This window comes from Candidatus Darwinibacter acetoxidans, assembly GCF_041936445.1.
In the GTDB taxonomy this organism is placed as follows: Bacteria; Bacillota; Limnochordia; order Darwinibacteriales; family Darwinibacteriaceae; genus DTU010.
This window is the reverse complement of record NZ_JBHGXH010000273.1, coordinates 1-22,839: the sequence shown is the minus strand read 5'-3', so window position 1 is coordinate 22,839 and position 22,839 is coordinate 1. Positions and strand designations below refer to the sequence as shown.

General features: G+C 57.2%; 26 protein-coding genes and 1 tRNA gene. 16 read left to right on the top strand and 11 right to left on the bottom strand.

All coding sequences use genetic code 11. The features are described 5' to 3' along the window. Positions 1-207: 207 nt before the first annotated feature. Together ACE4YL_RS10560 and ACE4YL_RS10555 are read left to right on the top strand one after the other, a co-directional pair. Positions 208-1,296, top strand: a complete 1,089-nt coding sequence (locus tag ACE4YL_RS10560) for a DUF2225 domain-containing protein (RefSeq protein WP_461357971.1) — start codon at positions 208-210, stop codon at positions 1,294-1,296. Positions 1,297-1,356: 60 nt separating this feature from the next. Next, positions 1,357-1,432, top strand: a tRNA-Arg gene (locus ACE4YL_RS10555). A 167-nt stretch (positions 1,433-1,599) separates the two neighbouring features. Here the strand turns inward: ACE4YL_RS10555 and ACE4YL_RS10550 are convergent. Continuing rightward, entirely contained in the window at positions 1,600-1,806 is a 207-nt protein-coding gene (locus tag ACE4YL_RS10550; RefSeq protein ID WP_461357972.1) for a hypothetical protein, read from the bottom strand. A 198-nt stretch (positions 1,807-2,004) separates the two neighbouring features. Continuing rightward, entirely contained in the window at positions 2,005-2,235 is a 231-nt protein-coding gene (locus tag ACE4YL_RS10545; protein ID WP_461357973.1) for a hypothetical protein, read from the bottom strand. Between the two features lie 783 nt (positions 2,236-3,018). Here ACE4YL_RS10545 and ACE4YL_RS10540 point away from each other — a divergent pair. Then, complete coding sequence (locus ACE4YL_RS10540) at positions 3,019-4,095, top strand: leucine-rich repeat domain-containing protein (RefSeq protein WP_461357974.1); 1,077 nt, start codon at positions 3,019-3,021, stop codon at positions 4,093-4,095. 68 nt (positions 4,096-4,163) lie between these two features. Here ACE4YL_RS10540 and ACE4YL_RS10535 read toward each other — a convergent pair whose 3' ends face one another. From ACE4YL_RS10535 to ACE4YL_RS10515, 5 genes are all read right to left on the bottom strand, one after another. Then, a complete protein-coding gene (locus ACE4YL_RS10535; protein WP_461357975.1) occupies positions 4,164-5,486 on the bottom strand; it encodes a hypothetical protein in 1,323 nt (440 codons plus the stop codon). A gap of 179 nt (positions 5,487-5,665) precedes the next feature. Continuing rightward, the gene (locus ACE4YL_RS10530; RefSeq protein WP_461357976.1) at positions 5,666-5,878 is read right to left on the bottom strand and encodes a hypothetical protein; all 213 of its coding nucleotides are present in this window, start codon (positions 5,876-5,878) and stop codon (positions 5,666-5,668) included. A gap of 21 nt (positions 5,879-5,899) precedes the next feature. After that, complete coding sequence (locus tag ACE4YL_RS10525; protein ID WP_461357977.1) at positions 5,900-6,100, bottom strand: hypothetical protein; 201 nt, start codon at positions 6,098-6,100, stop codon at positions 5,900-5,902. 140 nt (positions 6,101-6,240) lie between these two features. After that, complete coding sequence (locus ACE4YL_RS10520; RefSeq protein WP_461357978.1) at positions 6,241-6,444, bottom strand: hypothetical protein; 204 nt, start codon at positions 6,442-6,444, stop codon at positions 6,241-6,243. Positions 6,445-6,458: 14 nt separating this feature from the next. Then, on the bottom strand, positions 6,459-7,421 hold the full coding sequence (locus ACE4YL_RS10515; RefSeq protein ID WP_461357979.1) for a GNAT family N-acetyltransferase: 963 nt from the start codon (positions 7,419-7,421) through the stop codon (positions 6,459-6,461). Positions 7,422-7,695: 274 nt separating this feature from the next. On the opposite strand from ACE4YL_RS10515, the gene ACE4YL_RS10510 reads away from it, so the two are divergent. Then, entirely contained in the window at positions 7,696-8,247 is a 552-nt protein-coding gene (locus ACE4YL_RS10510; RefSeq protein WP_461357980.1) for a GNAT family N-acetyltransferase, read from the top strand. A 9-nt stretch (positions 8,248-8,256) separates the two neighbouring features. Here the strand turns inward: ACE4YL_RS10510 and ACE4YL_RS10505 are convergent, their stop codons facing one another. Next, entirely contained in the window at positions 8,257-8,952 is a 696-nt protein-coding gene (locus tag ACE4YL_RS10505) for a flavodoxin family protein (protein ID WP_461357981.1), read from the bottom strand. Positions 8,953-9,313: 361 nt separating this feature from the next. On the opposite strand from ACE4YL_RS10505, the gene ACE4YL_RS10500 reads away from it, so the two are divergent. From ACE4YL_RS10500 to ACE4YL_RS10480, 5 genes are all read left to right on the top strand, one after another. Continuing rightward, positions 9,314-10,429: an ABC transporter substrate-binding protein gene (locus ACE4YL_RS10500; RefSeq protein WP_461357996.1), complete on the top strand. Its 1,116-nt coding sequence runs from the start codon at positions 9,314-9,316 to the stop codon at positions 10,427-10,429. Positions 10,430-10,455: 26 nt separating this feature from the next. Further along, positions 10,456-11,352: a branched-chain amino acid ABC transporter permease gene (locus ACE4YL_RS10495; protein WP_461357982.1), complete on the top strand. Its 897-nt coding sequence runs from the start codon at positions 10,456-10,458 to the stop codon at positions 11,350-11,352. A gap of 73 nt (positions 11,353-11,425) precedes the next feature. Beyond that, positions 11,426-12,448 carry a branched-chain amino acid ABC transporter permease gene (locus ACE4YL_RS10490; protein ID WP_461357983.1) on the top strand — a complete coding sequence of 341 codons (1,023 nt, stop codon included), beginning with the start codon at positions 11,426-11,428 and terminating at the stop codon, positions 12,446-12,448. Then, positions 12,435-13,205, top strand: a complete 771-nt coding sequence (locus ACE4YL_RS10485; RefSeq protein ID WP_461359868.1) for an ABC transporter ATP-binding protein — start codon at positions 12,435-12,437, stop codon at positions 13,203-13,205. Before ACE4YL_RS10490 ends, ACE4YL_RS10485 begins: the two co-directional genes overlap by 14 nt. Next, entirely contained in the window at positions 13,205-13,915 is a 711-nt protein-coding gene (locus ACE4YL_RS10480) for an ABC transporter ATP-binding protein (protein ID WP_461357985.1), read from the top strand. The genes ACE4YL_RS10485 and ACE4YL_RS10480 overlap by 1 nt, the downstream gene beginning before the upstream one ends. 53 nt (positions 13,916-13,968) lie before the next feature. On the opposite strand, the gene ACE4YL_RS10475 is transcribed toward ACE4YL_RS10480, so the two are convergent. Beyond that, positions 13,969-14,967, bottom strand: coding sequence for a sensor domain-containing diguanylate cyclase (locus tag ACE4YL_RS10475; RefSeq protein WP_461357986.1), 999 nt, complete (start codon positions 14,965-14,967; stop codon positions 13,969-13,971). Between the two features lie 113 nt (positions 14,968-15,080). After that, positions 15,081-16,208 (bottom strand): carbohydrate kinase family protein, encoded by a 1,128-nt coding sequence (locus ACE4YL_RS10470; RefSeq protein ID WP_461357987.1) that lies wholly within the window; start codon positions 16,206-16,208, stop codon positions 15,081-15,083. A gap of 125 nt (positions 16,209-16,333) precedes the next feature. Here ACE4YL_RS10470 and ACE4YL_RS10465 point away from each other — a divergent pair, with 125 nt between their 5' ends. The 3 genes from ACE4YL_RS10465 to ACE4YL_RS10455 all read left to right on the top strand — a co-directional run bounded on the left by ACE4YL_RS10465 (position 16,334) and on the right by ACE4YL_RS10455 (position 18,666). Further along, the gene (locus tag ACE4YL_RS10465; RefSeq protein ID WP_461357988.1) at positions 16,334-17,464 is read left to right on the top strand and encodes a tyrosine-protein phosphatase; all 1,131 of its coding nucleotides are present in this window, start codon (positions 16,334-16,336) and stop codon (positions 17,462-17,464) included. Between the two features lie 69 nt (positions 17,465-17,533). Continuing rightward, positions 17,534-18,049 (top strand): cysteine hydrolase family protein, encoded by a 516-nt coding sequence (locus ACE4YL_RS10460; RefSeq protein ID WP_461357989.1) that lies wholly within the window; start codon positions 17,534-17,536, stop codon positions 18,047-18,049. A gap of 29 nt (positions 18,050-18,078) precedes the next feature. Further along, positions 18,079-18,666: a GNAT family N-acetyltransferase gene (locus tag ACE4YL_RS10455; protein WP_461357997.1), complete on the top strand. Its 588-nt coding sequence runs from the start codon at positions 18,079-18,081 to the stop codon at positions 18,664-18,666. Here ACE4YL_RS10455 and ACE4YL_RS10450 read toward each other — a convergent pair. Next, entirely contained in the window at positions 18,663-19,001 is a 339-nt protein-coding gene (locus ACE4YL_RS10450; protein WP_461357990.1) for a hypothetical protein, read from the bottom strand. The two genes, ACE4YL_RS10455 and ACE4YL_RS10450, sit on opposite strands and share 4 nt — an antisense overlap. A gap of 127 nt (positions 19,002-19,128) precedes the next feature. Here ACE4YL_RS10450 and ACE4YL_RS10445 point away from each other — a divergent pair, with 127 nt between their 5' ends. The 4 genes from ACE4YL_RS10445 to ACE4YL_RS10430 form a co-directional block, all read left to right on the top strand. Further along, positions 19,129-20,481 carry a hypothetical protein gene (locus ACE4YL_RS10445; protein WP_461369622.1) on the top strand — a complete coding sequence of 451 codons (1,353 nt, stop codon included), beginning with the start codon at positions 19,129-19,131 and terminating at the stop codon, positions 20,479-20,481. Positions 20,482-20,625: 144 nt separating this feature from the next. Beyond that, complete coding sequence (locus ACE4YL_RS10440) at positions 20,626-21,351, top strand: GntR family transcriptional regulator (protein WP_461357992.1); 726 nt, start codon at positions 20,626-20,628, stop codon at positions 21,349-21,351. Between the two features lie 80 nt (positions 21,352-21,431). Then, a complete protein-coding gene (locus ACE4YL_RS10435) occupies positions 21,432-22,475 on the top strand; it encodes an SIS domain-containing protein (RefSeq protein WP_461365543.1) in 1,044 nt (347 codons plus the stop codon). A 135-nt stretch (positions 22,476-22,610) separates the two neighbouring features. Next, positions 22,611-22,839 (top strand): class II D-tagatose-bisphosphate aldolase non-catalytic subunit (locus ACE4YL_RS10430; protein WP_461369621.1); only part of this gene is annotated, 229 nt, incomplete at its 3' end.

Below are 22,839 nucleotides of genomic sequence, written 5' to 3'. Positions count from 1 at the left end.
CTAACGAAGTACAGTGTTGGTATTGTGTCGCAGTTCTACGAACGGCGGTAGATTCTTCAGGAGCGGTGTACGCGGCCCGTACGCACCGTTCTGTGAGAGGAAAGCCGCTAGGCTGATCACCTAGCGGCTACCTACTCGATTCGTACAGGATTTTCTTTGGGGATGTAGAATGAGTGCAGGGATAGCATGAAAAAAGGAATGAGCTAGGTGACTGTGCAGCACATCCAAAGCTTTCCCAAAGGCACGATCCTCTTTTCCGCGGGCGAACCTGCCGCTGCGGCTTACGTGATCCTCGAGGGCAAAGCCCTGGCCACCCAGGGGCCGAACCAGGTGGCTTTGGGCCCCGGGGGGTTTTTGGGTGCCGTGGCTTTCTTCCAGGAAAGGGAGCATAGCTACACCGCCCTTTGCGCCACAGAGCTTAAGGCCCTCATCTTGACCAAGGAAAACCTCCGGGAAGTGGCTGCCAGGCAGCCCGGCATCGCCTTGGCGTTGCTCCGGGAACTGGCCCTGCAGGTTCCGCAAACCGAAGGGCTGGTCTTTATCCAGGGGCGCCAGGAGGAAAGGGGCGAACAGCTAGTACCCGCCGATTTCCTTCCGGAGGGCCATCCCGTCTTTGAGGGCAGTGTACCTGTGGAATACGGTGAGCTTGTCTTTCCCGTGGAGGTGAACTGCCGCGCCTGCGGCCATCCATTTACCGGGATGCGGGTTAGGGTTTCCCGGCTGCAGCTCGCGGAGCAGAAGCCCGACTTCCGCAACATCTACCGCAACTTCGAGCCCAATTATTACTATTTCTGGGTGTGTCCCCACTGTCTGTTTGCCTACCCGGAGCGGCTGTATAACCGGGTTTCGGAACGGGCGGCGCTGAAATGGAAAGCGGCCAGCGGAGCAAACCCCGGGGGGGCAGCGTTTGAGTTCAGCGTGCCCCGCACCATCCACGAGGCCATCATCTCCTATTATCTGGCCATGCGCACTTACGAAGTGATCGGCGCTTCCTCTGATCTGTGGGGCAATCTCTGGCTGCGCCTGGTATGGATCTACGAAGACTTAGGGGCCAGGGAGCTTGCGCTGCAGGCCGCGGAAAAGGCCCGCATGTATTTCGCCGAATCCCTGTCCACCACCGCCCGCAGTGCCGCGGGGGACCAGCGGCTGTATTTGATCCTCGGTGAGCTGGATCTGAGGCTGGGCCATCAGGGCGAAGCCTTCCGCAACTTCCATGCGGCGGCCACCATGAGCGGGGGGGATCCCCGCCTGAAGCGGATGGCCTCCGACAGGATCCAGGATCTGCGGACCAGATAGGGTCGAAACCAGACAGGTGATTGTATAACTGAATCCGGTGTGGTATAATACTAGGGAACTGGCCCCGTAGCTCAGGGGATAGAGCAGTGGTTTCCTAAACCATGTGTCGCAGGTTCGATTCCTGCCGGGGCCGCCATCTACAAAAACCATGAAAGTTGCGTCCGGAACTGACATCCTTTGGAAGTGGGTGTCAGTTTTTTGTTATTACCCTGCCTACACGCGGACGGACGGGTAGATCACCCGTCCGCAAGAGCGCACTGCACCGTGTTTTGATGCTGTTTTGGGGTCGAGATGTCCAGTAACTTACTTCTTTCCGGGACAATTCGGGTTGGGGCAGCGCCCCAAAAGGTCCAGCGTGTGATCGCACTTGGGGCACATAGGTTGTTTCACACCGCCGGTCACCTCCGCCAGGTCGCTATCGGGCACTGCTTTGGCCTGTTCGCCTTGTTCCTCGCCACGATTTCCAACCTGGGGGTTGTTGAGGTCAGCAGGGGTTTTGGACAGACTCATTCGAGACACCTCCCGTCCGTGTGTATGGCCGTTTTCCCTCGGTTTTTGTGGTTGATAGCCCACAGGTTTCTGGGTAGAGAATAAGCGACAAATACCGAATTGCACAAATCGCACCGGGATTTTCTATCCATTCACTGTATTCCCTTTTTCCTTTCCTCGCCGCCTTCACCCTGTGAACGAGTGAGGTCAGCAGGGGATTTAGGCATACCCCTGGCCCGCACCTCCTCCATCCACAAACTCGATTTTCAGCTCATACCCGCATTTGTTGCAGCGGAAGCCTGTGGGACTGAAACTTAGGGGCTCTCCGCAGGTTAAGCACTTTTTCGGGTCTACAGGCTTCACGAAAAACTCTTCGCCACCGCTCACTGCTTCCAGCTCCCGCTCGGAAAGCTCCTCCCGTTGGCCTTTCCCTACCTTGTCCACACTCATGGTTATCCCCCTTTCTAGATGTTTCCCTCGCTGTGCCCGCAAACAGAGCATGCCGCCCCTTCCTGCAGTGGCAGGACGTACAAACATTGGGTACTGACATGGACAGGTAGTGGCAGCAGAAGGCCGTTGAACAGCCCCTCTTTGAGCGTTAAGAGGGCTATCCCCACAGGCCGCTGCGGGGATTTCTGGGATAGGTATGCCCCCAGTATCACGCCATCGTTCCTCAGGGCTGAATGGGTCCAGAACTTGCCGAGGGCGGGAAGTGCCAGCTCCAGACCGAACAGGCGTCCCACTACCGATAACCCCTTGATGAGCACAGTCTTCGCCTTCTTAACCCTTGTGCATTGTCGGGACCTTCCATTTCACGTTAGCACTACTATAAAATACGGACCGTTCCTTCTGAGCTGAACCCACCAGCGGTTACCTTTTAAGTTACCTTCTGGCGACACAGCACTGGCAAAGGAATCTGGGCCGGTTAAGGCGAAGTTGGCCTGCAAACCCAACTGGCGGTCACGGGAAAGGGGAGAGCGCTAACCTCTGTCTTGTGCAAAAACATGACTGGAGCGGATCTCCCCCCGTATGCTGCGAGGTAGTGTTGAACTGTCACATCAGACCCGTTCCGCGGCCACTGGCAGCAGGAATTTGGGAAATAATGTGAAAGAGGTCTGGAAAGGCTTGGGTGCAGCCGCGCTTTGGGGGAAGAGAATTCTACAACAGAGGAGGATCCCAGTGATGAAGACCCGCAGGATTGGTAAGGCGCCGCTTCAGGGATGGCTTTGTTTCTTGCTGCTGCTAGTTTTTTTCCTTTCGGCCGTTAGCATCACTCAGCCGCTGGCTGCCGCGGCTGGACAAGAACACCAGGGAGATGAGCTTTTCCGGGATCCCGCTTTGGAAGAAGCAGTGCGGAGAGCTGTGCAAAAGCCCGACGGCGCCCTGAGCCCAGATGATCTGCGCAGCATAACCGACCTCCGTGCGGAGAACCAGGGCATCACCGACTTGGGAGGGCTGGAGCAGCTGGTGAACCTCAGGTATCTGTGGTTGAGCGGGAACAAGATCAGCGATCTGGGCCCCTTAGCCCACCTGCATGAGCTGCAGGATCTTTATTTAGATGACAACGAGATCAGCGATCTCAGTCCCCTGTCCGGTCTCAGCAGTCTATCCTGGCTCAGTCTGGAAGGAAATGCGATTGAGGACGTCGGTCCGTTAGCGACTTTGACCGGTTTGGAGCTCGTGTCCCTGGGCAGGAACAGAATCAAGGATATCCATCCTCTTTCTTTGATCAAGAATCTGACAGTGATTCTCGCGGCCGGCAATGCGATCCAAGCCCCGGCTCTAAGCGATCTGCCCCGCCTGTACTATCTCGATCTTTCCGGGAATCACATCAGCGACCTCAGCTTGCTTTCTGGCCTGCCGCGACTGGAATACTTGAACCTAAGCAACAACCGGCTCAGTGATCTCAGTCCCCTGGCTCAGCTGACCAGTGTTACGTCTTTGCATCTCTCCGGTAACGAGGAACTCAGTGACCTCGGTGCTGTAGCCAGCTTGTCCGAGTTGGAGTTCCTTAGCCTGTCGGACCTCCCCAATCTGGAGGACATCAGCCCCTTGGCCGCTTTGACAACCTTAAGGAGACTGGAGTTAACCCGGACCAAAATCAGTGAGAACAGCGCCCTGGGCAGCATAACCAGCCTTCAGTTTGTGGAGTTAAGCGGAAACCGCCTCGGGGAGATAGAGGTCCTTTTATCCCTGCCCAATCTGGGTTATGTAGATGTCCGGGAAAACGAACCTGAAGGAGGAGCACAGCCGAACTGGGCGGAAACCATCAGCGAGCTGCAGGCCCGGGGCGTGAACGTTGATTATTGAGTGACTGGCTTGCTCTTGCAGAAAAGGGGGCCCAGCGCACTAGGCGCTGAGCCCCCTCTTGGTCAGGTTTAGAAGCCGTAGATAGCGTTGTGGTAACCCAGGGACCACCTGAAATAGTCGAAGGTCTTCTTGGCAACCCCCTGCGTTCTTTGGTAGTCCAGCCACTGAATGGGGTCGTGGGAGTCGGCATACCAGGCCCCGCGGCTGGCAAACTGTGGAGCAGCGCTGTTGATGACCTGGAGGGCATAGGCGCGGTCCTGTGCACCTCCCAGGCTGATGGCCCTGCGCAGCGCGGTCCAGACCGCGGGAAGCTGCAGCACCTGCTCCCTTTCTTCCTGGGTCAGATGCCCCCAAGTGTCCACAAGCTGCGCCCTAACCTCCTCAACCCTTCTTTCCGAGATGAACCCAAGGTCAGGAGCGCCGCCGCTTCCCAGGTGTTCAGCGAAGACATATAGTTCTGCATAGGCTGCGGCCGCGACCTCTGTAAGGGGCGCCTTACCTGGAATGAGGATGTTATCTGCCTCCAGCAGGGCTGTGCGAATCAAGCTGATGATGGGATCGCTCAAACCTCTCTCTTCCACCCATTCCCACGCTGCCGCCTCCAGCTCCATCTGCAGGTCCGCGAGTTCTGCTTGATCCTCCATGGCCCAGATAAAGGCGGCATAGAAGGGATAATCATCATATTCAGTCAGCTCTTCATCGGAATATCCCCTGAAAATGCGTCGCAATCCTTCCGAGATCCTGTTTTCTTCCGCCAGGGACAGGGGATTTCCCAGGGAAAATTCCAAGACAAACAGGAACCCATCGACGTTCCTGTTGATGCGGGCCATCCTGGAATCGTCCGCCGCTGGAGATGGATAGTCTGGCATCAGGGCCAGCGAGTCGACGAAGTCCCCCAGGATGGACAGGGCCCGGTCTTCATCGAACAAGTCCAGATAGGCCAAGTAGTGGAGCCACAGGGCCTGCTGGTACTCATTGTCCTTTATGATCAGCGCGTAACCCAAAGCAGTATTGGGCCCGCGCCCATAGATCAGTTCCATCAGGATCATGTCCCCGGATTGATCTGACTGCCAATCCCCTCCGTACACGTCGGGGTTCTCCGCTTGAAGGAGGCCGAGGAAGTAATCGGCGTGCTCTTTGGCGCTCCAGCTCCGCTGGTACGGCAGCGGGACCAGCCAAAGCTGTTGACTATCATACTCGTCGTGGATCATGAAGCCCGATTCTGTTTCCACCACCAGCCAGCCGCTGGGGTATTCAAAGGATACTAAACCATCGGCGGTCGTGTACCTCATCCAGTGAAGCGGCACCGCCGCGGAGGCTTCGCAGATAGCCGAGGAGGCCAAAAGAACAACCAGGACACCTAGAACCAACCATTTTCGCCACATGATCATCACCCGGCCTTGTCCAGATTTGGCAGCACTAGTAGAAGCGAGCCTTGTTATCCTGCAGTACTCCAAAAGGGGCAGTAATCCTGCCACCATTTGGCTTTCGGGTTGGCCTATGGACAAAAAGAGTCCCCAGGCTAAAGCTTAGGGACTCGCAGTCAATGGAGCGCAACAGAGCCGATGACTCACTTGCAATTCGGGTTGCTGCAGCGACTAGAAAAACCAACCAGTGGGCTGCCGCACTTGTCACACCAGGGCCGGACTACACCGCCGCTTACTGTCTCCAGGTCACTGTCGGCCACATTTTCTAAGCGTTCACTGTATTCACCTTTTTTCCTTTCCTCGCCGCCACCTCCCTGGGGGTTGTTGAGCTCAGCGCGGGACTTGGGCTTAGTCATGATCAACACCTCCTTTCTTCACTACCGGATTTCGATGGCTAGTGAAGACCCGCAGTTGCTGCAGTAATAGCCTGTGGGAGTCATGATCAGAGGCTGGCGGCAGATAGAGCATTTGTTGGGATCGATAGGCCTCATGATGGCGTCTTCACCGCCACTTACTGCTTCCAGTTCGGGCTCGGAGAGTTCCTCGGCTTTGTTTTTGTCTGCCTTCTTGTCGCTCATGGCTATTCCCTTTCCTAGATGTTTCTCCCGCTGGCAGAGCGTGCCCCTTCCCGCCGGGGCAGGGGTCTTAGCTTAGATGGCAGCCGGATTGGGGCTGACGGAGCATATCCTTTTGCATAGACTCCTTGTCGCTCTGTCCCCTAGCCGCGCCGGATGGGAAACTGTACCCGCCCACAGTTTTTGCACTCAAAGCCCTCGGGAATGGCTTTGAGGGGTTCGCCGCAGTTGGGGCACTCGGGAGGGTCGGTGAGCGGGTGAAAGATGACTTGCCCACCGCTCACTGTCTCCAATTCCCGCTCGGAAAGATCCCCTGGTTTACCTTTGTCAGCCTTCTTCATACCCATGGCTCTCCCCCTTTCTAAATGCTTTCCTCCCTGTCCCCGCAGGTAGAGCAGTCCCCTTCCTGCAGGGGCAGGACGTAGAAGTATTGGGTATTGACATTCACAGCAAGTGGCTGCAAAAAGCCCTGGTACAGACTGATCATCCTGCTGTTGCTGTTGTAGACCATTGCTGATAACAACCTATACCCATGGGGGCTGTGAAAGGCCTTCTCCGCCAAGGCCGCGATGGGGAGTAGAAACGCCCCCGAACGCTGGTATTGAAAGCTGACCGACAGTTGCTGCGCGGAAAGGGTTTTGCCGTCGATGGTGGTCAAGAGTATATAGGCGGCAGGTTCATCACCCTTTAGGGCAAGGAAGCTGAAGTCGCGCACCACCTTGTGGTCGTGGCTGTCCAGGAATGAATAGGGGTTGAGATTAGCAGGGAAACGTGTTTTAACCGCCTGGGCAAATCTCTCCATGAGTTCAGCATCGGCTTCGGCGAAGGAGATGGTGCGGAAGCCCCTTTCCTCAAGTCGCTTGCAGATGCGGCGGCCTTTCCGCTCCATGAACTCGGCCCAGGCTTGCCGGGCTTGGTACGTATTTCTGAAGCGGAAAATGCTGGCGGTATCATGAGCCTGGAAGCCCACCTTTTCCAGCAGGTGGGCAAAGATCCTGCCGCAGGGCTCCTGGATGATGGCCCGGGCTTTGATCACAGGCTTCCCCCGCTCTTGAGCCAGGGAGGCGGCAGTTTGCACCAACTGGGTGCCCACCCCTTGGCCCCGGAACTCTTCGTCCACGAAGATATACTCTATGGTGGCCCACTTCTTGAGCCTTAAGACGGCTATGCCCACCAGTCGCTGTGCAGATTCCCCGTTTAGATAAGCCCCCAGCACCACTCCATCGTTCCTGGGGGCGGAACGGATCCAGAACTTGCCCAGGGTAGGAAGGGCCAGGTCCAGATCGAAGAGGCATTCCACCACTGATAGCTCCCTAATCTGCACTTCCTTCCCCCCTCAGACCCAGCGGCTGGGCCAGCTGCTCTGCCCGCCGCATAAGATCGTAACACGCCGGGCCGTGCCGTTTCGCCTTAGCACTACTACAAAAACACAACCCGTTCCTTCCCGGATGAGCCCGTCAAAGGTTACCTCTTGAGTTACCTTCTAACCGCGCCTCCAGGGCGGAGGAATCTGGGCAGAGTAAAGCGAATTTGGGGTGCCAAACGAACTACAGCGGCACGATCCCTTGGAAAAAGGGGAACGGGGAAGGGGACAGGTCATGCAGAAGTTCCAGCCGGTGCGGATCTCCCTCAAGACAGGGGAAGAGCTGGAGATTCGTGAAGCTGTACCGGAAGATGCCAGGAGTCTTTTGGCCTATGTGGAAGCGGTGAGCGGGGAAAGCGATAACCTCACCTTTGGCCCAGGGGAGTTTGGGATCACCCTGGCCCAGGAAGAAGAATACCTGGCGGCTCTGGTGAAACGCTCCAATGCCATTTATCTAGTGGGCCTGATTGACGGGGAAATTGTGGCCAGCCTGTCCTTTGCCGGAGGCCAGCGCAGGCGCATGCAGCATGCCGGCGAATTTGGCATGAGCGTGCGCAAACGGCACTGGAATAAAGGCATTGGCCAGGCACTGCTTGCGGCCTTCCTCACCTGGTGCCGGAACAGCGGCGCGATCCGCAAGGTGAATCTGCGGGTGTGGGTGGACAACTCCGCGGCCATCCACCTCTATGAAAAGTTCGGCTTCAAGGTGGAAGGGCGCAGAACACGGGAGTTTCAGCTAGCCGGTGAGTTTGCCGATGTTTTTTTCATGGGCCTTGAGCTGGATTGAGCATGCCCTTTAGAGCTTTATCCAGCCCCTCTCCAGCCAATACTGGTTGTCCGCGGAAAGGGGGTTTTCTTTGCGGGCTGTGTTTTGATGCATCAGCCTGTTCAGGGCGAAGAGGGCCTTCACCTTAATACCCTGGCGGGCGGGGGTGTTGGCTTTGTACCGGGCGGCCAGCTTCTGGACTTTAGAGTGGATCGCTTGGCGCTTCTGCGGGGAGAGTTTGGTCCAAAAGGCATCTTCCACTAGGGCAATCCCCAGCTTTTTGACATCGGAGACGCCCAGCCACAAAAGGCTGGTGGCCATATCCTTCTGGGCCTGCCGCTGCACCGGGCCGATGGCGTTGGTCAGAATCACTGCCCTTTTCCGGAACATCCTGGCTTCCGGCCGGTGCACCATCCAGTGGACACAGAGGTGATCCAAAAGGGCTTTCATCTGGCCGGGGGCGCGCAGGGCGTAGACAGGCGAGGCCAAGACGATGAGGTCCGCTGCCAGGATGGCGTCCCAAATGGGCTGCACACAGGCGGCATGGGGACAAAGCTCCTCGCCCTTTACAAAGCAGGTCTTACAGCCAGTGCAAAAGTGCGGCAGATCCCTGGGCAAGACGAACTCCGTAAGGGAGCTGCCTTCCCGCAGAACCTCCAGGAAAGCCTCCTTGATGTGATAGGTGCAGCCCTTTACCTCTGTTGCCGTGATCACCGTGATTTTCATCTGTTCCGCCCCTCTTTTTTGCTTTTTAGCACTTTATAACTTACCATGACGCCTTCCAGGACACCATGTGCAGACGAAATCAGTACCTGTGCAGGTGGAAACATAATTTTGGAATTGCCCCCCGTGCCGTTTGGTTCAGCAGGCATGGGGGTTTTGCATATTACAAGCAGCCGAGCCCTGGCGGGCGGTACGTTGACTTTTTCGCAATCGCTTTGTATACTTTAGTTAAATGTAAAATTAGAAAAACCAGCATTAATGGATGTTTTGCACCAGTTTTCGCACCACCGACCACAGTACTTGCAGAATCATTGTTTTCACTAATACCAAAGGAGGAGTGTTTGTGAAGAGGATTGGTTTAGCTCTGCTGGTACTGATTTTGGCCTGTTCGTCCTGGGTGGGTTTGGCTTTTGCGCAGCCCATCAAGATCGGCGTTTTTGAGCCCATGACCGGGCCCAGCGCGGCAGGCGGCGAGATGACGGTGGAAGGCATTGAACTGGCCTGGGAGATTAAGCCGGAAGTTTTGGGCAGACCCGTGGAGATCATTGTGGTGGATAACAAGTCGGACAAAGTGGAGGCTGCCAACGCCGTATCCAGGCTGATTGAACGGGATCAAGTGGTGGCCATCATCGGCAGCTACGGCAGCTCCCTCTCCATGGCCGCGGGGGATATCGTCAAGCAAAAGCAGATTCCCGCTGTCGGCTGCTCACCCACTAATCCCTTGGTCACCTTGAACAACGACTACTACTTCCGCGTCTGTTTCATCGATCCCTTCCAGGGGACGGTTATGGCCAGCTATGCCGTGAATGAGCTGGGGGCCAAGACTGCCGCGGTCATCCAAGACGTGACCCAAGACTATTCCGTCGGCTTGGCCAAGTACTTCATCGATGCCTTTAGGAAGCTGACCGGCAATCCCAACAGCATCGTGGAGATCTCTTCCTACAACACCGGGGACCAGGACTTCACCGCCCAGCTCACCAACGTGAAGAACAAGAACCCCGATGTGATCTTTGCTCCGGGTAACTACGGCGAATCGGCCCTGCTGATCAGGCAGGCTCGGGATTTGGGCATCGATGTTCCCTTCCTGGGCGGAGACACTTGGGAAGCTCCTGAGTTCCTGTCCATCGGCGGCGAAGCAGTTGAAGGGGCCGTGTTCAGCACCCACTTTACTGCTGAAGCTCCGGTAACAGCTGAGTCCGGCTACTTCCTGGATGCCTACAGGCAGAAGTATGGTAAGGAAGCCAATGCTTTCGCTGCCCTGGGTTACGATGCGTACATGGTCATCCTCGATGTGATTGAAAAGGTGGGTTCCGCTGATCCGCAGGCCATCCGCGACGGCTTGGCCGAGGTGAAAGGCTTTGTGGGTGCCACGGGCGTCATCTCCTTGGATGAAAATGGCGACGCGGTAAAATCGGCTGTGATCAACAAGGTGGAGAACGGCAGATTTGTCTACCTGACGACGGTGGAGCCGGAGTTCTGATCTGACGCTTGAGGAGGGGGCCAAACGTGGGTAACCTATCTTTATTCCTGCAGCATCTGACCAACGGCATTTCCCTGGGGAGTTTGTACGCGTTGATCGCCATCGGCTACACCATGGTCTACGGTATTCTGCGGCTGATCAACTTCGCCCACGGTGACATCTTCATGCTGGGCGTGTACCTCACCTACTTCGGCATCCTCTACACGGCCATTCCGTGGTGGCTGATGTTCATCATCGGTCCCGCTTTGACCGGTGTGGTGGGGCTGCTTTTGGAAAGGGTGGCTTACAAACCGCTCAGGGATTCACCCAGGATCACCATTCTCATTTCCGCAATTGGCGCCTCCTTTCTTTTACAAAACTTGGGGATCGTTCTGTTCGGGGGAAGGCCTCGCGCCTTCCCTGTTCCTCATATTCTGAACCATGTTGTAAAAGTCAGGGGAGTGTCCATTAACGTCATCACGTTCATCATCCCCGTGGTGACCATCCTGCTCCTCATTGGACTCAACTATTTCATAACCAAAACCAAAACGGGCATGGCCATGCGGGCCCTGTCCAGGGACTATGAAACGGCGAGTCTGATGGGCATTGATATCAACAGGATCATTTCGGTTACGTTTTTCATGGGCTCCTTTTTAGCCGCGGTGGGCGGCATCATGTGGGGAGCGAGGTATCCCCAGCTGATGCCCTTGATGGGCGTAATGCCGGGCCTGAAGAGCTTCATTGCCGCGGTTGTGGGCGGCATCGGCAACATCGCCGGGGCAGTGGCCGGGGGCTTTCTCTTGGGTCTCGGCGAGATCATGCTGGTGGCTCTGCTGCCCAGGCTCACAGGTTACCGCGATGCCTTTGCCTTCGTGGTTTTGATCATCATTTTGCTCTTCAAACCCGCGGGTCTGATGGGTTCCACCCAGACCGAGAAGGTGTAGGCTGCGGGATGGTACCGGAATTGACTGTTGCCGTTTTGCTTCAGGGGGAAAAAACCGCGGAGAAGGTGAGACCATGAGGGACAAGAGAAGAACAGATCTCATCGCGCTGGCCGCCCTGGTCTGCACGGTGGTGGTGCTGCTTCTGGCCAATAGATACTTGGATGACTACAAGATCAGGATCATCAACCTTTCGGGGATTTACGTGACTTTGGGCCTGAGCATGAACCTGATCAACGGGTTTACCGGGCTGTTTTCCCTGGGCCATGCGGGTTTCATGGCCGTGGGCGCCTACACGGTGGCCCTGCTGACCATGCCCATACCCATGAAGGAAATGAACTTCTTCTTCCAGCCCATCGTGCCCTGGCTGGCCAATGTGGAAGTGGGCTTTTTGCCGGCCCTGCTGGCCGCGGGGTTGATCTCGGCCTTCTTGGGCGTGTTAATCGGTGCCCCGGTTCTGCGGCTGAGGGATGACTATCTGGCCATTGCCACCCTGGGCTTTGCCGAGATCATCAGGGTGGTTTTCACCAACACCCAATCCCTCACCAACGGGGCTTTGGGCCTCAAGGGAATCCCCAACTACACCAACACCTGGTGGAGCTGGGGCGTGGCGTTTTTCACCATCTGGTTTGTGAGCTTTTTAATCCGGGGCAGCTACGGGAAGGCCTTTATGGCCATCAGGGAAGATGAAGTGGCTGCCGAGGCCATGGGGATCAACCTCTTCAAGCATAAGGTGCTGAGCTTTGCCTTCGCTTCCTTTTTTGCCGGGATTGCGGGGGGCCTTTTGGCTTCGCTTTTGGGCACCATCGATCCCAACATGTTCCGGATCACCTTAACCTTCAACATTCTGCTCATTGTGGTACTGGGCGGCTTGGGGCGCATTGCAGGCACTGTGGTGGCCGCCGTGATCGTGACAGTGATGATGGAAGCCCTGCGCTTCCTGGACGAGTCCATCAATCTCGGTTTCATCCAGCTCAAGGGCATACCGGGTATGCGGATGGTCGTCTTTTCCATCATCCTGATCTTGGTGGTGCTGCTGCGCAAAGAGGGGCTGTTCACCAGGCTAAAAGGACGTGAGTCTAGCTATGCTGAAAATTGAGAACCTGACCATGAAATTCGGCGGAGTTGTGGCCTGTTCAAGCTTCAACGCGGAGGTGAAGCGGGGGCAGATCGTGGGCCTGATCGGTCCCAACGGGGCTGGGAAAACCACTGTGTTTAACGTGATCACAGGCGTGTATAAACCCACGGAAGGGCAGATCACCTTCAGCCCCCGGGAAGGGGAGCAGCACCGGCTGGTGGGGCTGAAGCCCGACCGCATTGCTCAGCTGGGGATCTGCCGGACTTTCCAGAACATCAGGCTCTTTGGCCAGCTTTCCGTTTTGGACAATATCTTCATCGGCAATCACCTGCGCTTGCGCTCCAATGTCTTTTCCTCCGTCCTCAGGCTGCCTGGCTATACGGCGGAAGAACGGGAAATCTACGAAAAATCAATGTACCTGCTGGAGAAAATCGGGTTGCAGGATTTCCGGAACGAGAAGGCCAGTTCCCTGCCTTACGGTATGCAGAGGAGGCTGGAGATGGCCCGGGCCCTGGCCACCAATCCCAAGCTCCTGCTCCTGGACGAACCGGCGGCGGGCATGAATCCGCAGGAAACCAATGAGCTCATCGGTTTTATCCAGGAGATCAAAGAGGAGTTTGACCTGACCATCTTCCTCATTGAGCACCACATGGAAGTGATCATGGAAATCAGCGAGAAGATTTACGTGCTGGACCATGGAGTGCTGATTGCCGAGGGCAGCCCCGGCGAAGTGCAGAGGAATGAAAAGGTGATCGAAGCCTATTTGGGGGTGGGCTAGTGTTAGAGGTAATGGATTTGCATGTCAACTACGGAGGCATCGCTGCTTTAAGGGGCATCAACTTGACCATCAAAGAAAACCAGATCGTAACCCTGATCGGCGCCAACGGCGCAGGGAAGTCCTCGACCCTGAGGGCGATTATGGGTCTGGTGAAGAAGTCCAAAGGCCAGGTGCTCTACAAAGGTGAAGACATCTCCAACCTGCCCACCAAAGACATTGTGGCCAAGGGCATTACCATGGTGCCGGAAGGGCGCCGGGTGTTTGCCAACCTAACTGTGGAAGAAAACCTGCTTTTGGGCGCCTATACCCGCTCTGACCACAAGGCCATCGCCAGGGACATGGAGAAGGTGTACAGCACCTTCCCCAGGCTCAAAGAACGGAGCTGGCAGAAGGCGGGGACGCTGTCCGGCGGTGAGCAGCAGATGCTGGCCGTGGGCAGGGCTCTGATGAGCAGTCCCCAGATTCTCATGATGGATGAGCCTTCCTTGGGCCTGGCTCCCCTTTTGGTCAAGGAAGTGTTCGAGATCATCCTGCTCCTGCGGGAGCAGGGCAACACCATCCTGCTGGTGGAGCAAAACGCGAAGAAGGCCCTGGAGATCGCCGACTACGGGTACGTGCTGGAAACCGGACAGTTGGTCTTGGAAGGCCCGGGGAAAGCCCTCTTGGCCGACGCCAAGGTGCAGGAGGCTTATCTGGGCGCGGCAAGGTGAGTCCCGGAACAAAAAAGCGGTCAATGTGCAGGTCACATTGGCCGCTTTGATTTTCACTGCAGGAAGGCCCGATCGATGAGGGCCAGCCAGCGGGAAGTATCATCACCCCGCTCCAGGGACTTGTAGCGGTACATCCAGCCCTCCGCTGCCGCGACGATGCTGTCCATGGGCTCAGCCATGGACGTACGGGTGGCGGCTCCCAAAGCCACGCTGAGCTGAACCGGGTCCTTGTGGGTCCGGGCACAGGCGGCCCGGATGCGCTGGCAGATGCGGAGCGCTTCTTCTTCACCGGTGTTGGGCAGCAGGATGGCGAATTCATCCCCGCCCCAGCGGGTCACAATGTCGCTGGCCCGGCAGTTTTCCTTAAACACCTTGGCGGCGGCGCTCAGGAGGAGGTCTCCGCAGCGATGGCCGAAGGTGTCGTTGGCGAGTTTAAGAAAATTAAGATCAGCCATGATCACGCTCAGGGGCAGGGCTTCTTCCCTGTCCAGTTCTTGGAGCTTGTGGTTGAAATAGGTGCGGTTGTAAAGACCGGTTACTGGGTCTCTGAAGCTGAGCTCCCGCAGTCTCAGCTCCACTTCCTTCCGGGCGGTGATGTCCACGGTGATGCCCACCGCCCTGGTGGGCCGTTTGTGCCGGTCCCGGGCCACCACAACGCCGCGATCCAGTACCCAGCGCCAGCGGCCCGCCGCATCCCGCAGCCGGAACTCCTGTTCAAAGCTGGGGCTGTCACCGGCGAGGTAGCTGTCCAACGCCGCCTTCAGGCGGGGCAGGTCCTCCGGGTGGATGAGGGTGGTCTCCCACAGCAGTCTATCGGTGAGCTCAGCGGGCTCGTAGCCCAGCATCTCCCCGTAGCTCTTGCTGCGGACCACAAATCCCCCCTGGACTGACCAGTCCCATAGGCCGACTTTACTGCCGGCAAGGGCCAGTTCCAGCCGCCTTTTGTCATAGTATGCTTCTTTATGTATCCGGATCAGGATCCACACCCCTGCGGCGAGGACCGCTCCCGCCGCCAGGATCCCCGACAAGACTTGCGCAGTAATGGCAATCACCCCCAACCCCACGGAATTTGTGGCTGCCCGCCCATGCATGGGGCAGCTTTTTCAGTATAGGAAATCTGGTGGATCCTGTCAATGATGTGAAGTGGCGCACAATTTTCCGCAGTCTACCTGTGGAAGGCCCCGTCTTCCGGTCCCCGCAGAACGCCTTGCTCTCCTCGGGTCCAGCCCGGCGCCTCTAGGCTGATCTTGCCCCTTGGCCAGCCGCTTGTGATGCGCTTTTGCACTTCTTCCAGGGAGGGGATCTCCACCGCCGAGCCCGACTCCACCCGGCAGGCTCCCACGGCGGTGGCCAGGGTCGCCGCTTGGCAGGGTGAGCAGCCCTCGGCCAGACCTGCTAAAAGACCGGCAATGGTGGTATCCCCTGCTCCTGTGGTGCCCCGGGCCTCCACCTTGAAGATGGGGGAAAGCAGCTGGCGGTGGGCCCACTCTGGGCCGAAGAGCTCTCCCGCCCTTGACCCGGAACAGAGGTAAAACCCCTGATCCCCCAGCTTGATGCCGACAAGCGCTGCACCCAGATCCAGGAGGAGTCTTCCCAGCTGGTCGAGGAGCTTGGTGCTCCTGTGCAGGCTGCCCTTCTGCAGAGCTTCGTATTCCCTGCGGGAGATCATGAAGAGCAGCTCTTCCAGGCTGGGGAGGAAAAGGTCTACATAAGGGAGGGTGCGCTGCAGGATTTTTTCCCAATCCACTTGACCGGAGGCGGCGTTGGGGTCGGGGCGGGCCAGATCGAGACTGGTGATGCAGTCCGCTCCCTTGGCCCGTTGGAACACTGCCTGGAGGTTTTTGCCTCCAGCGCTGTACATCTGGCGCATGAGGGGCGGGTAGCCGAAGTGGAAAAGGCTGGACCGGGCCGCGCTGAAATCGATGTCTTCCAGGGAGAATTCGTCGTTGGTCCCGGGGTAGTGGAGAAAGGCGCGGTCGCTGCCGGGTGGGCTGAGCACGATGGTGTAGGAAGTGGTTCCCGAGGAAGTGTGCAGAAAGCGGGAGGACACGCCGTGCTCCGCCAGGATACTGCGGATAATGCCGGCAAAATGATCGCTGCCCACCCGGGCCATGAGCAGCGGCTCAAAGCCCAAGCGCCTTAAGCAGAGCCCGGTGTTGGCCACCGCACCTCCTGTGGAAAAGGCAACGCCGCTCATCTCCACAGTGCTTCCCGGCTTCAGGTCAGCAAAACCGCCAAGTCTCCAGTGGGGAATGATATCCAAACAGAGATGACCAACAACTGCCATGCGCATGGCTCCACCCCTCTTCTTCGTGTTACTCACCTAGTTCGTGAAAGACAGCATTGTCTCCTCTAGTTAGGGAGGAAGAGCAGGGCGCCAAGCAGAAACCTAACACTAAAAACCTTCGGGAAGGATAGGTGATCACAGTGAAAAAGCGCTTTAGCTTCCTCGCCCTGCTGTTGGTTGTAATCCTGGCCTTGGGCGGCACAGTGCTGGCGCAGCCCACCATGACCACGCAGGTGGCCGGGGTGGACAAGTACGGCAACCTCACCTTGGACCTGCTCACCCAGGCCCTGCTGGATGCGGGCTTTGAGTTCGGCGATCTGATCCAGGTGGAGATCGCCGGCACGGTATTCCAAGCACCCTTTGTCACCGCCTACAGCGATGTTGATGTGGGGAGCTTGCTGGTGCGGGGCCCGGGCGGAGCGGGGACAGCCAATGTGATGCTGGCCATCAACATGGGCAACTTCGCGGACACCTACGGGGTCCAAGAAGGGGATGCCGTAGCCCTCACCTTGGCGGAAAAGGGGACCTACCTGGGTGAGTGGCTGATCCGGCAGCTGCAGCGCACCAATGAGCGGGCAGATTACCCGTCGGATGAGGTCTTTGCCAACTTCCGTGAGGTGACCACGGGCCAGATGGGCAAAGGTATCTACTACCGCAGCAGCAGCCCGGTCAACAACGAGCTGGGGCGGGCGGCCTACGCCGATGCCCTGATGAAGGCTGCCGGCATCAAGACCGTCATCAACTTGGCGGATGGTCCTGAGGAACTGGCCAGCTATTTTGCCCAGCCCGACTTCAACTCCCCCTATTACAAAGAGCTCTACGACCAAGGTCGCGTCATCCTGCTCAACATGGGCGTGGATTTCCGTTCAGCTGACTTCCAGGCCAAGCTCAAGGAGGGTCTGGAGTTCCTCATGGCCCATGAGGGTCCCTACCTGATCCACTGCACAGAAGGCAAGGACCGGGCCGGCTTTGTTTCCGCCCTGCTGGAGGCCTTGGTGGGCTCCAGTGTGGAAGAGATCAAAGACGACTACATGTGCAGCTTCACCAACTACTATGGGGTGGAGTACGGATCGGAGCAGTATGAGAAGATCGCCGAAAGCAATGTCCTGGCTTCTCTAAGGGATATTGCCGGGCTGCCGGCGGGGGCCAGTTTGGAAGGGGTGGATCTGTCCGCCGCGGCCGAAGCTTACCTGGCCGGTATCGGCTTGAGCCCGGAGCAGATCGAGCTTCTCAAGGCGAAGCTGATGGCTGATGCGAAGTAGTAAGCAGCTGGCACGGCCTCCTTTCGGGGGCCGTGTTCCAGCTAGCTGTATAGAGAAGGGAGGCTTGTCATGAAGGCACTTCTGGTCATTGACATGCTGCAGGACTTCATTGCTGAAGATGGGGTGCTCACCACCGGGAAAGCCGGGAGGGAGATTATCGGCTTTATCCAGGAGAAAATTCAGGAATTCAGGGAGCAGGGCTATCCCGTCATTTTCATCTGCGATCATCACGAGGCCGATGACAAGGAGTTTGACATGTTCCCGGCCCACTGTGTCGCGGGCAGCCCTGGCAGCCAGATCATCCCTGAGCTGGAAGTGAAGCCCGGAGACAAGATCATCAAAAAGCGCCGCTACAGCGCCTTTTTCGGAACAGAACTCGACCTTTACCTGCGGGAAAAGGGTGTGGAGGAGATTTATCTAGTGGGGGTGTGCACCAATATCTGTGTGCTGTACACCGCCGCGGATGCCCGCAACTTGAACTACCGGGTCAGCATCTACGAACAGGGCGTGGCCTCCTTCGATGCCGAGGCGCACCGCTTCGCCCTAAAAGAAGCTAAGAACGTTCTGGGCTGCAGCATTTTGTAGCTGTGGCCAAAGTTTTTGGGGGTCTGGCCATGGAGATCGTTTCCCTGCAGAGAGAAAACCGGAAGCACATCAACCAAGCGGCGCAGCTCCTTGTGGAAGGTTTCCGGGAAAACTGGCCGGAGGCCTGGCCCGATCTGCCCTCCGCGCTCAGGGAGGTGGAGGAGTGCTTGGGGGCTGAGCGCATCTGCCGGGTTGCCCTAAACGACCAGGGTGATGTGGTGGGCTGGGCTGGAGCCATCAGCGGCTACAAGGGCCATGTTTGGGAGCTCCATCCCTTGGTGGTGGATACCAGGTACCGCAGGCGGGGGATCGGCACCAAGCTTGTCCGGGACATAGAAGAGCAGGTGCGGCAGAGGGGCGGCCTCACCATCTTTGCCGGCAGTGATGATGAAAACGGTATGACTTCCCTGGCCCATGTGGATCTTTACGACAACCTGCTGAACCGCATCCGGAACATCCGCAACCTCAAGGGCCATCCCTACGAGTTCTACCTGAAAATGGGTTTTCAGATCGTGGGCGTCCTGCCCGATGCCAACGGCCTGGGGAAGCCCGATATCCTTTTGGCCAAGCGGGTCATCCCCTGGCCGGAAACGGGGAAAGGCACAGCCAGGTACTAGCCTTCCGCGCTTTCAATGCGGTAGCTGCCCCGCTCGGTGCTCAGGTGCAGCGTGCGCCGATCAGCAGCGCTGCACCAGCGGCCGGTCAGGGGAATCTCGAAGCCCTCGCCGGGAAGGGGCTCCTTGCCCTGGGCTGTGTTCACCGTACCTTTTCCTTTAAGCAGGAGAGCCTGCGGGGAGAGATAGCCTTCGGCATCTCGGTGCTCCACCACCTGGATAGCTTCTAACTTGATGGTGCACACATCCAGATCTCCATCTTCCGATTTTTCGATGCGGAGCTTTTGATCTTGGTGCTCCGCAAACCAGCTGAGGATCTGTTCGGGGGGTTGCTGCACGGAATGCGCCTCCCTCTCCATAAAGGATCTGTCCATCGGATGTAGAAGGTAACGGTCATAGCTTCCCCCAAGGTTGCGGGGATAGTTCACACAGCGGCACCTCGCCGCTGGAAATGAGGAGATTTGTTTGGATACACCTACGTGGCAAACCCTGACCCAGCTGGATGAGCTGGGTAAAAAGCAGCTTAACGCCGGGCATTGGGAAGAGGCTGCCGAGACGTTCAGGAAACTTCTGGAGCTGGACGATCATCCTGTGGTCAGGAACAACCTGGCCACAGCCTATTACAACAGCGGCAAAGTGGATGAAGCTTGGGAGGTTCTCGCTCCTGAGCTGGCCAAAGACGTGATCAGCCCCTTTGCCTGGGCCCTGGCCAGCATGATCGCCTGCGACCAAGGCCGGGGGTTGGAGGCCCGGGAGTATTTGGAAAGATCCATCTTCCTCTTTGAAAGGGGCGTCCGCGATCCCCGAGAGCTTGGCTTTAAGCCCGAAGCCTGGCGGGAATACACCGTGATCATCAAGCGGGCCGCCGGCCATCTGGGCGACCACCGGTTGGTTTTGAACTTGCACAAAAGATGGGAGCGCTACTACCAGAGCCCTGAAGATCTTTTCCAGGTCGGAGTGGCCTTTTTCAACACACATTATCCGTTAAGGGCAGTGCAAGTCTGGTCCCGCATTAGAGAGCGCGGTTGGGGTTTTTTGGAGGGCTTTGCCATAACGGCCAGGCTGGTGGACCAGGGCGTTGTTCCCCACTTCTTGCTGCCCTACTCGGCACCCGATTTTGGGCCCCTGGCGGAGCCCACGGTGGAAGAGGTCCGCAGGAAACTGGAGCACGGGGGCAACCGGGCTCTCATCCTGGCTAATCTGTTCGACCCTGATTTCCCCCGGTCCATGGCTCAGGAGTCGGTATTCAGGCTGGTCTCCCTGGGCGAGTGGGGCCTTGCCTTTGGGCGCTCCTTGCTGGAGAGCAGCATCCCTCCAATGGCGCTGAAGATGGCGGCTGGCATGGCCCTCATGGAACAGGGCGTACTGGCCCCCGGAGAACCTGTGACCATGGTCATCGATGGTGTTGAGCGGCATGTCCATCTCATGTCGCAGAGATTGGCTCCCGCCTCGCCTGAGCAGAAGGCAGAGCTGTTGGAAATCCAGGACCTGCTCCTGGAGGGGCAGTGCGAGCGGGCCCGGGATCTTTTGGTGGAAAGGTTCCAAGCCGGGAATCTGTCCCTGGAAGGCTGCCAGCTTTTGGCCAAGGCCCACGGTGCCCTTGGTGAACTGGAAGAAGCCCTCACCATCGTGGACATCTTCAACGGGCTGGGAGACCAGGGCAACGCCTGGGGTTACTTGGTTGTGGCCGATCTCTACCTGTACCTGGGCGAGCTGGATCTGGCTCGGGAATACCTGGAGCTGGTTCCCTACAGTGAACTGTCTCCCACTGCCAAACAGCGGTACAGGGAGATTGAAGAGTATCTGAAGGAAGAGTAGGCGCTATCACACCTTTAGCTTCGCTGAACTGGGCGGCTTTAGCGTAGGGTGGGGTGGTGGCCGGGCGGGTCTGTAAAATGCGCCTTGATTTATTGGCGAGTTATTGTATGATATTATTATAACAACTTAAACTGAGGAGACGTTATGGAGCTGATCAAAGAGAATTCGCCAGTGGCACTGTATCATCAGCTGAAATCGATCCTGGCTCAGAAGATAATGAGCAATCAGTGGCAAGCTGGCGATCGTCTGCCAACCGAGCATGAGCTGTGCAAGCAGTACGGTGTAAGCCGGATCACGGTTCGCCAGGCCTTGGCAGAGCTGGAAAGGGAAGGCCTCATTAAGCGCCGGCAGGGCGTGGGAACCTTCGTTTCGGTACCCAAGATTGAACAGCAGCTTACCAGCTTTTACAGCTTTTCCGAAGAGTTCCGCAAAAGGGGCCTAAAGCCCCGCAGCGCAGTGGAGAGGCTGGCTGTTATCGTTCCGTCACCCGCGATCAGCGGCGCGCTGGAGCTGCCGGAGGAGGAGAAGGTTTACTACCTCAAGCGGCTGCGCTTCGCCGATGAAGTGCTCATGGCCATAGAGGAAACATATCTGCCGGCCAAGCTCTTTCCAGGCCTCACCAAGGAGGTGCTGGATACAACCCCGCTTTATGATGTGATGCGCAACACTTACGGCATAGTGGCTGCTTCGGCCAAGGAGAGCTTTGGTGCGGTGGCCATCGGTGAGCAGGATGCTGCCCTATTTGGGCTTCCGCCGGGACATCCCGCCTTGGATTTAGAGCGCTACACTTACGCGGGAGATCAGTGTGTGGAATACACCAGGGGTATCGTGAGGGGGGATAAGTTCAGGTTTGAAGTAAGGTTGAAATAGAACTGCCGGAGGAAACCCCTGTGTTTCCTTTGTTTTCGCTGGCTATTGTCATGACAATATAACAAGAAAGGGTTGAGAGCATGTATTTGACCGAACGGGAAATCTTCAGCCAGTACGATGCTCTACGCAAAACCTACGATTACATAACGGCCCGTGCCCAGGAGATCAAGGCAGTTTACCAAAAGCACCAGCCCCGAAGCCTGACTTTTATAGGCTCCGGCTCCGGCTACTGCCTCTGCCAATCCGCGGAGACTTCGACTAAAATGCGTTTGGGCCTGGCGGCCAACGCGCTGGCAGCGGGCGATCTCTTGGTTAACTTCGAACACTACAAGGGGCTTCTGGAGGGCAGTATGCTAATTGCCCCTTCCCGCTCGGGCGGTACCAGCGAAGTGGTCTTGGCGGTGGAGAAAGCCATGGCCATGGGCGTGCCGGTCATTGGCATCTCCGCCAAGGAAGGCTCTCCCCTCAGCTACCGGGCGGATCTCGTTTTGGAGATTCCCTGGGCCTTCGATGAGAGCGTCTGTCAGACGCGCACAGTAACCAATCTGTATACAGCTAATTTGCTGCTCATCGCCATCTGGGCAGATGATCACCAGCTATTGGCCGAAATCGACCGGGCCATCCAAAGCGGCCCGGCCTTCATGGAGCGGTATGCACCCTTGGCCCAAGAAGTGGCCCAAGAGGAATGGGAAAGCGTGGTCGTCTTGGCTGACTCGGAACTGGATGGCATCGCCAGTGAAGCGGCCATTGCCTTTGTGGAAATTCCCCAGGTACACGCCAACTACTACCATGTCCTCGATGTGCGCCACGGACCCATGGTGTTGATTGGTGAAAAGACGCTCGTGATTGCCGCCTTGTCGCCTGAAGATGCTGAGTTGCAGAAGGATTTGATCAAGGACCTAAAAGACAAAGGTGCCAAGGTTTTAACAGTGAGTCAGGCAGGCACAGCCTGGGGCGCGGATTGGGAAGTGGAGATTCCCCAGTACGCCAATTTCGCTGTGGCTGGCATCCCCTTTATCTTCTTGCCGCAGTCTGTGGGGTTTTACAAGGCCTTGAACAAGGGCCTGAACCCCGATGTACCAGCTGGGCTTGCACCCATGATCGATCTTAACAATAATGGCTGAGATTCTAGCAGGGATCCTGAAGGTCGATGGGGAGCTTGCAACCATAATGTTATGATGATGTAACCAACCATGAGGGGGGCCGCCAGTTAGTAGCGTCGCGGCTGTGCCTTTCTTTCCATCAGGGAGGGTAAAAAAGTGGGTCATTATTTACGTGAACTTATTCAGAAACACAAGGCAGGCATTCGCCTGGGCATTTTTTCCGTATGCAGCGCCAACGAATTCGTTTTGGAATCGCTGTTGGAATTCGGCAGAAAGCACGACCAAGCTGTGTTGATCGAAGCCACGAGCAACCAGGTGAACCAATACGGCGGCTACACCGGCATGGTGCCCCGGGATTTTGTGGAGTTTGTGGCAGGTATAGCGG

What these genes read in the sequence shown, in the direction of transcription:
- ACE4YL_RS10550 (WP_461357972.1), bottom strand. Translation starts at nt 1,806, where the DNA reads ATGAGTCTGTCCAAAACCCCTGCTGACCTCAACAACCCCCAGGTTGGA.
- ACE4YL_RS10545 (WP_461357973.1), bottom strand. Translation starts at nt 2,235, where the DNA reads ATGAGTGTGGACAAGGTAGGGAAAGGCCAACGGGAGGAGCTTTCCGAG.
- ACE4YL_RS10535 (WP_461357975.1), bottom strand. Translation starts at nt 5,486, where the DNA reads ATGATCATGTGGCGAAAATGGTTGGTTCTAGGTGTCCTGGTTGTTCTT.
- ACE4YL_RS10530 (WP_461357976.1), bottom strand. Translation starts at nt 5,878, where the DNA reads ATGACTAAGCCCAAGTCCCGCGCTGAGCTCAACAACCCCCAGGGAGGT.
- ACE4YL_RS10525 (WP_461357977.1), bottom strand. Translation starts at nt 6,100, where the DNA reads ATGAGCGACAAGAAGGCAGACAAAAACAAAGCCGAGGAACTCTCCGAG.
- ACE4YL_RS10520 (WP_461357978.1), bottom strand. Translation starts at nt 6,444, where the DNA reads ATGGGTATGAAGAAGGCTGACAAAGGTAAACCAGGGGATCTTTCCGAG.
- ACE4YL_RS10510 (WP_461357980.1), top strand. Translation starts at nt 7,696, where the DNA reads ATGCAGAAGTTCCAGCCGGTGCGGATCTCCCTCAAGACAGGGGAAGAG.
- ACE4YL_RS10505 (WP_461357981.1), bottom strand. Translation starts at nt 8,952, where the DNA reads ATGAAAATCACGGTGATCACGGCAACAGAGGTAAAGGGCTGCACCTAT.
- ACE4YL_RS10490 (WP_461357983.1), top strand. Translation starts at nt 11,426, where the DNA reads ATGAGGGACAAGAGAAGAACAGATCTCATCGCGCTGGCCGCCCTGGTC.
- ACE4YL_RS10485 (WP_461359868.1), top strand. Translation starts at nt 12,435, where the DNA reads ATGCTGAAAATTGAGAACCTGACCATGAAATTCGGCGGAGTTGTGGCC.
- ACE4YL_RS10470 (WP_461357987.1), bottom strand. Translation starts at nt 16,208, where the DNA reads ATGCGCATGGCAGTTGTTGGTCATCTCTGTTTGGATATCATTCCCCAC.
- ACE4YL_RS10460 (WP_461357989.1), top strand. Translation starts at nt 17,534, where the DNA reads ATGAAGGCACTTCTGGTCATTGACATGCTGCAGGACTTCATTGCTGAA.
- ACE4YL_RS10455 (WP_461357997.1), top strand. Translation starts at nt 18,079, where the DNA reads ATGGAGATCGTTTCCCTGCAGAGAGAAAACCGGAAGCACATCAACCAA.
- ACE4YL_RS10440 (WP_461357992.1), top strand. Translation starts at nt 20,626, where the DNA reads ATGGAGCTGATCAAAGAGAATTCGCCAGTGGCACTGTATCATCAGCTG.
- ACE4YL_RS10435 (WP_461365543.1), top strand. Translation starts at nt 21,432, where the DNA reads ATGTATTTGACCGAACGGGAAATCTTCAGCCAGTACGATGCTCTACGC.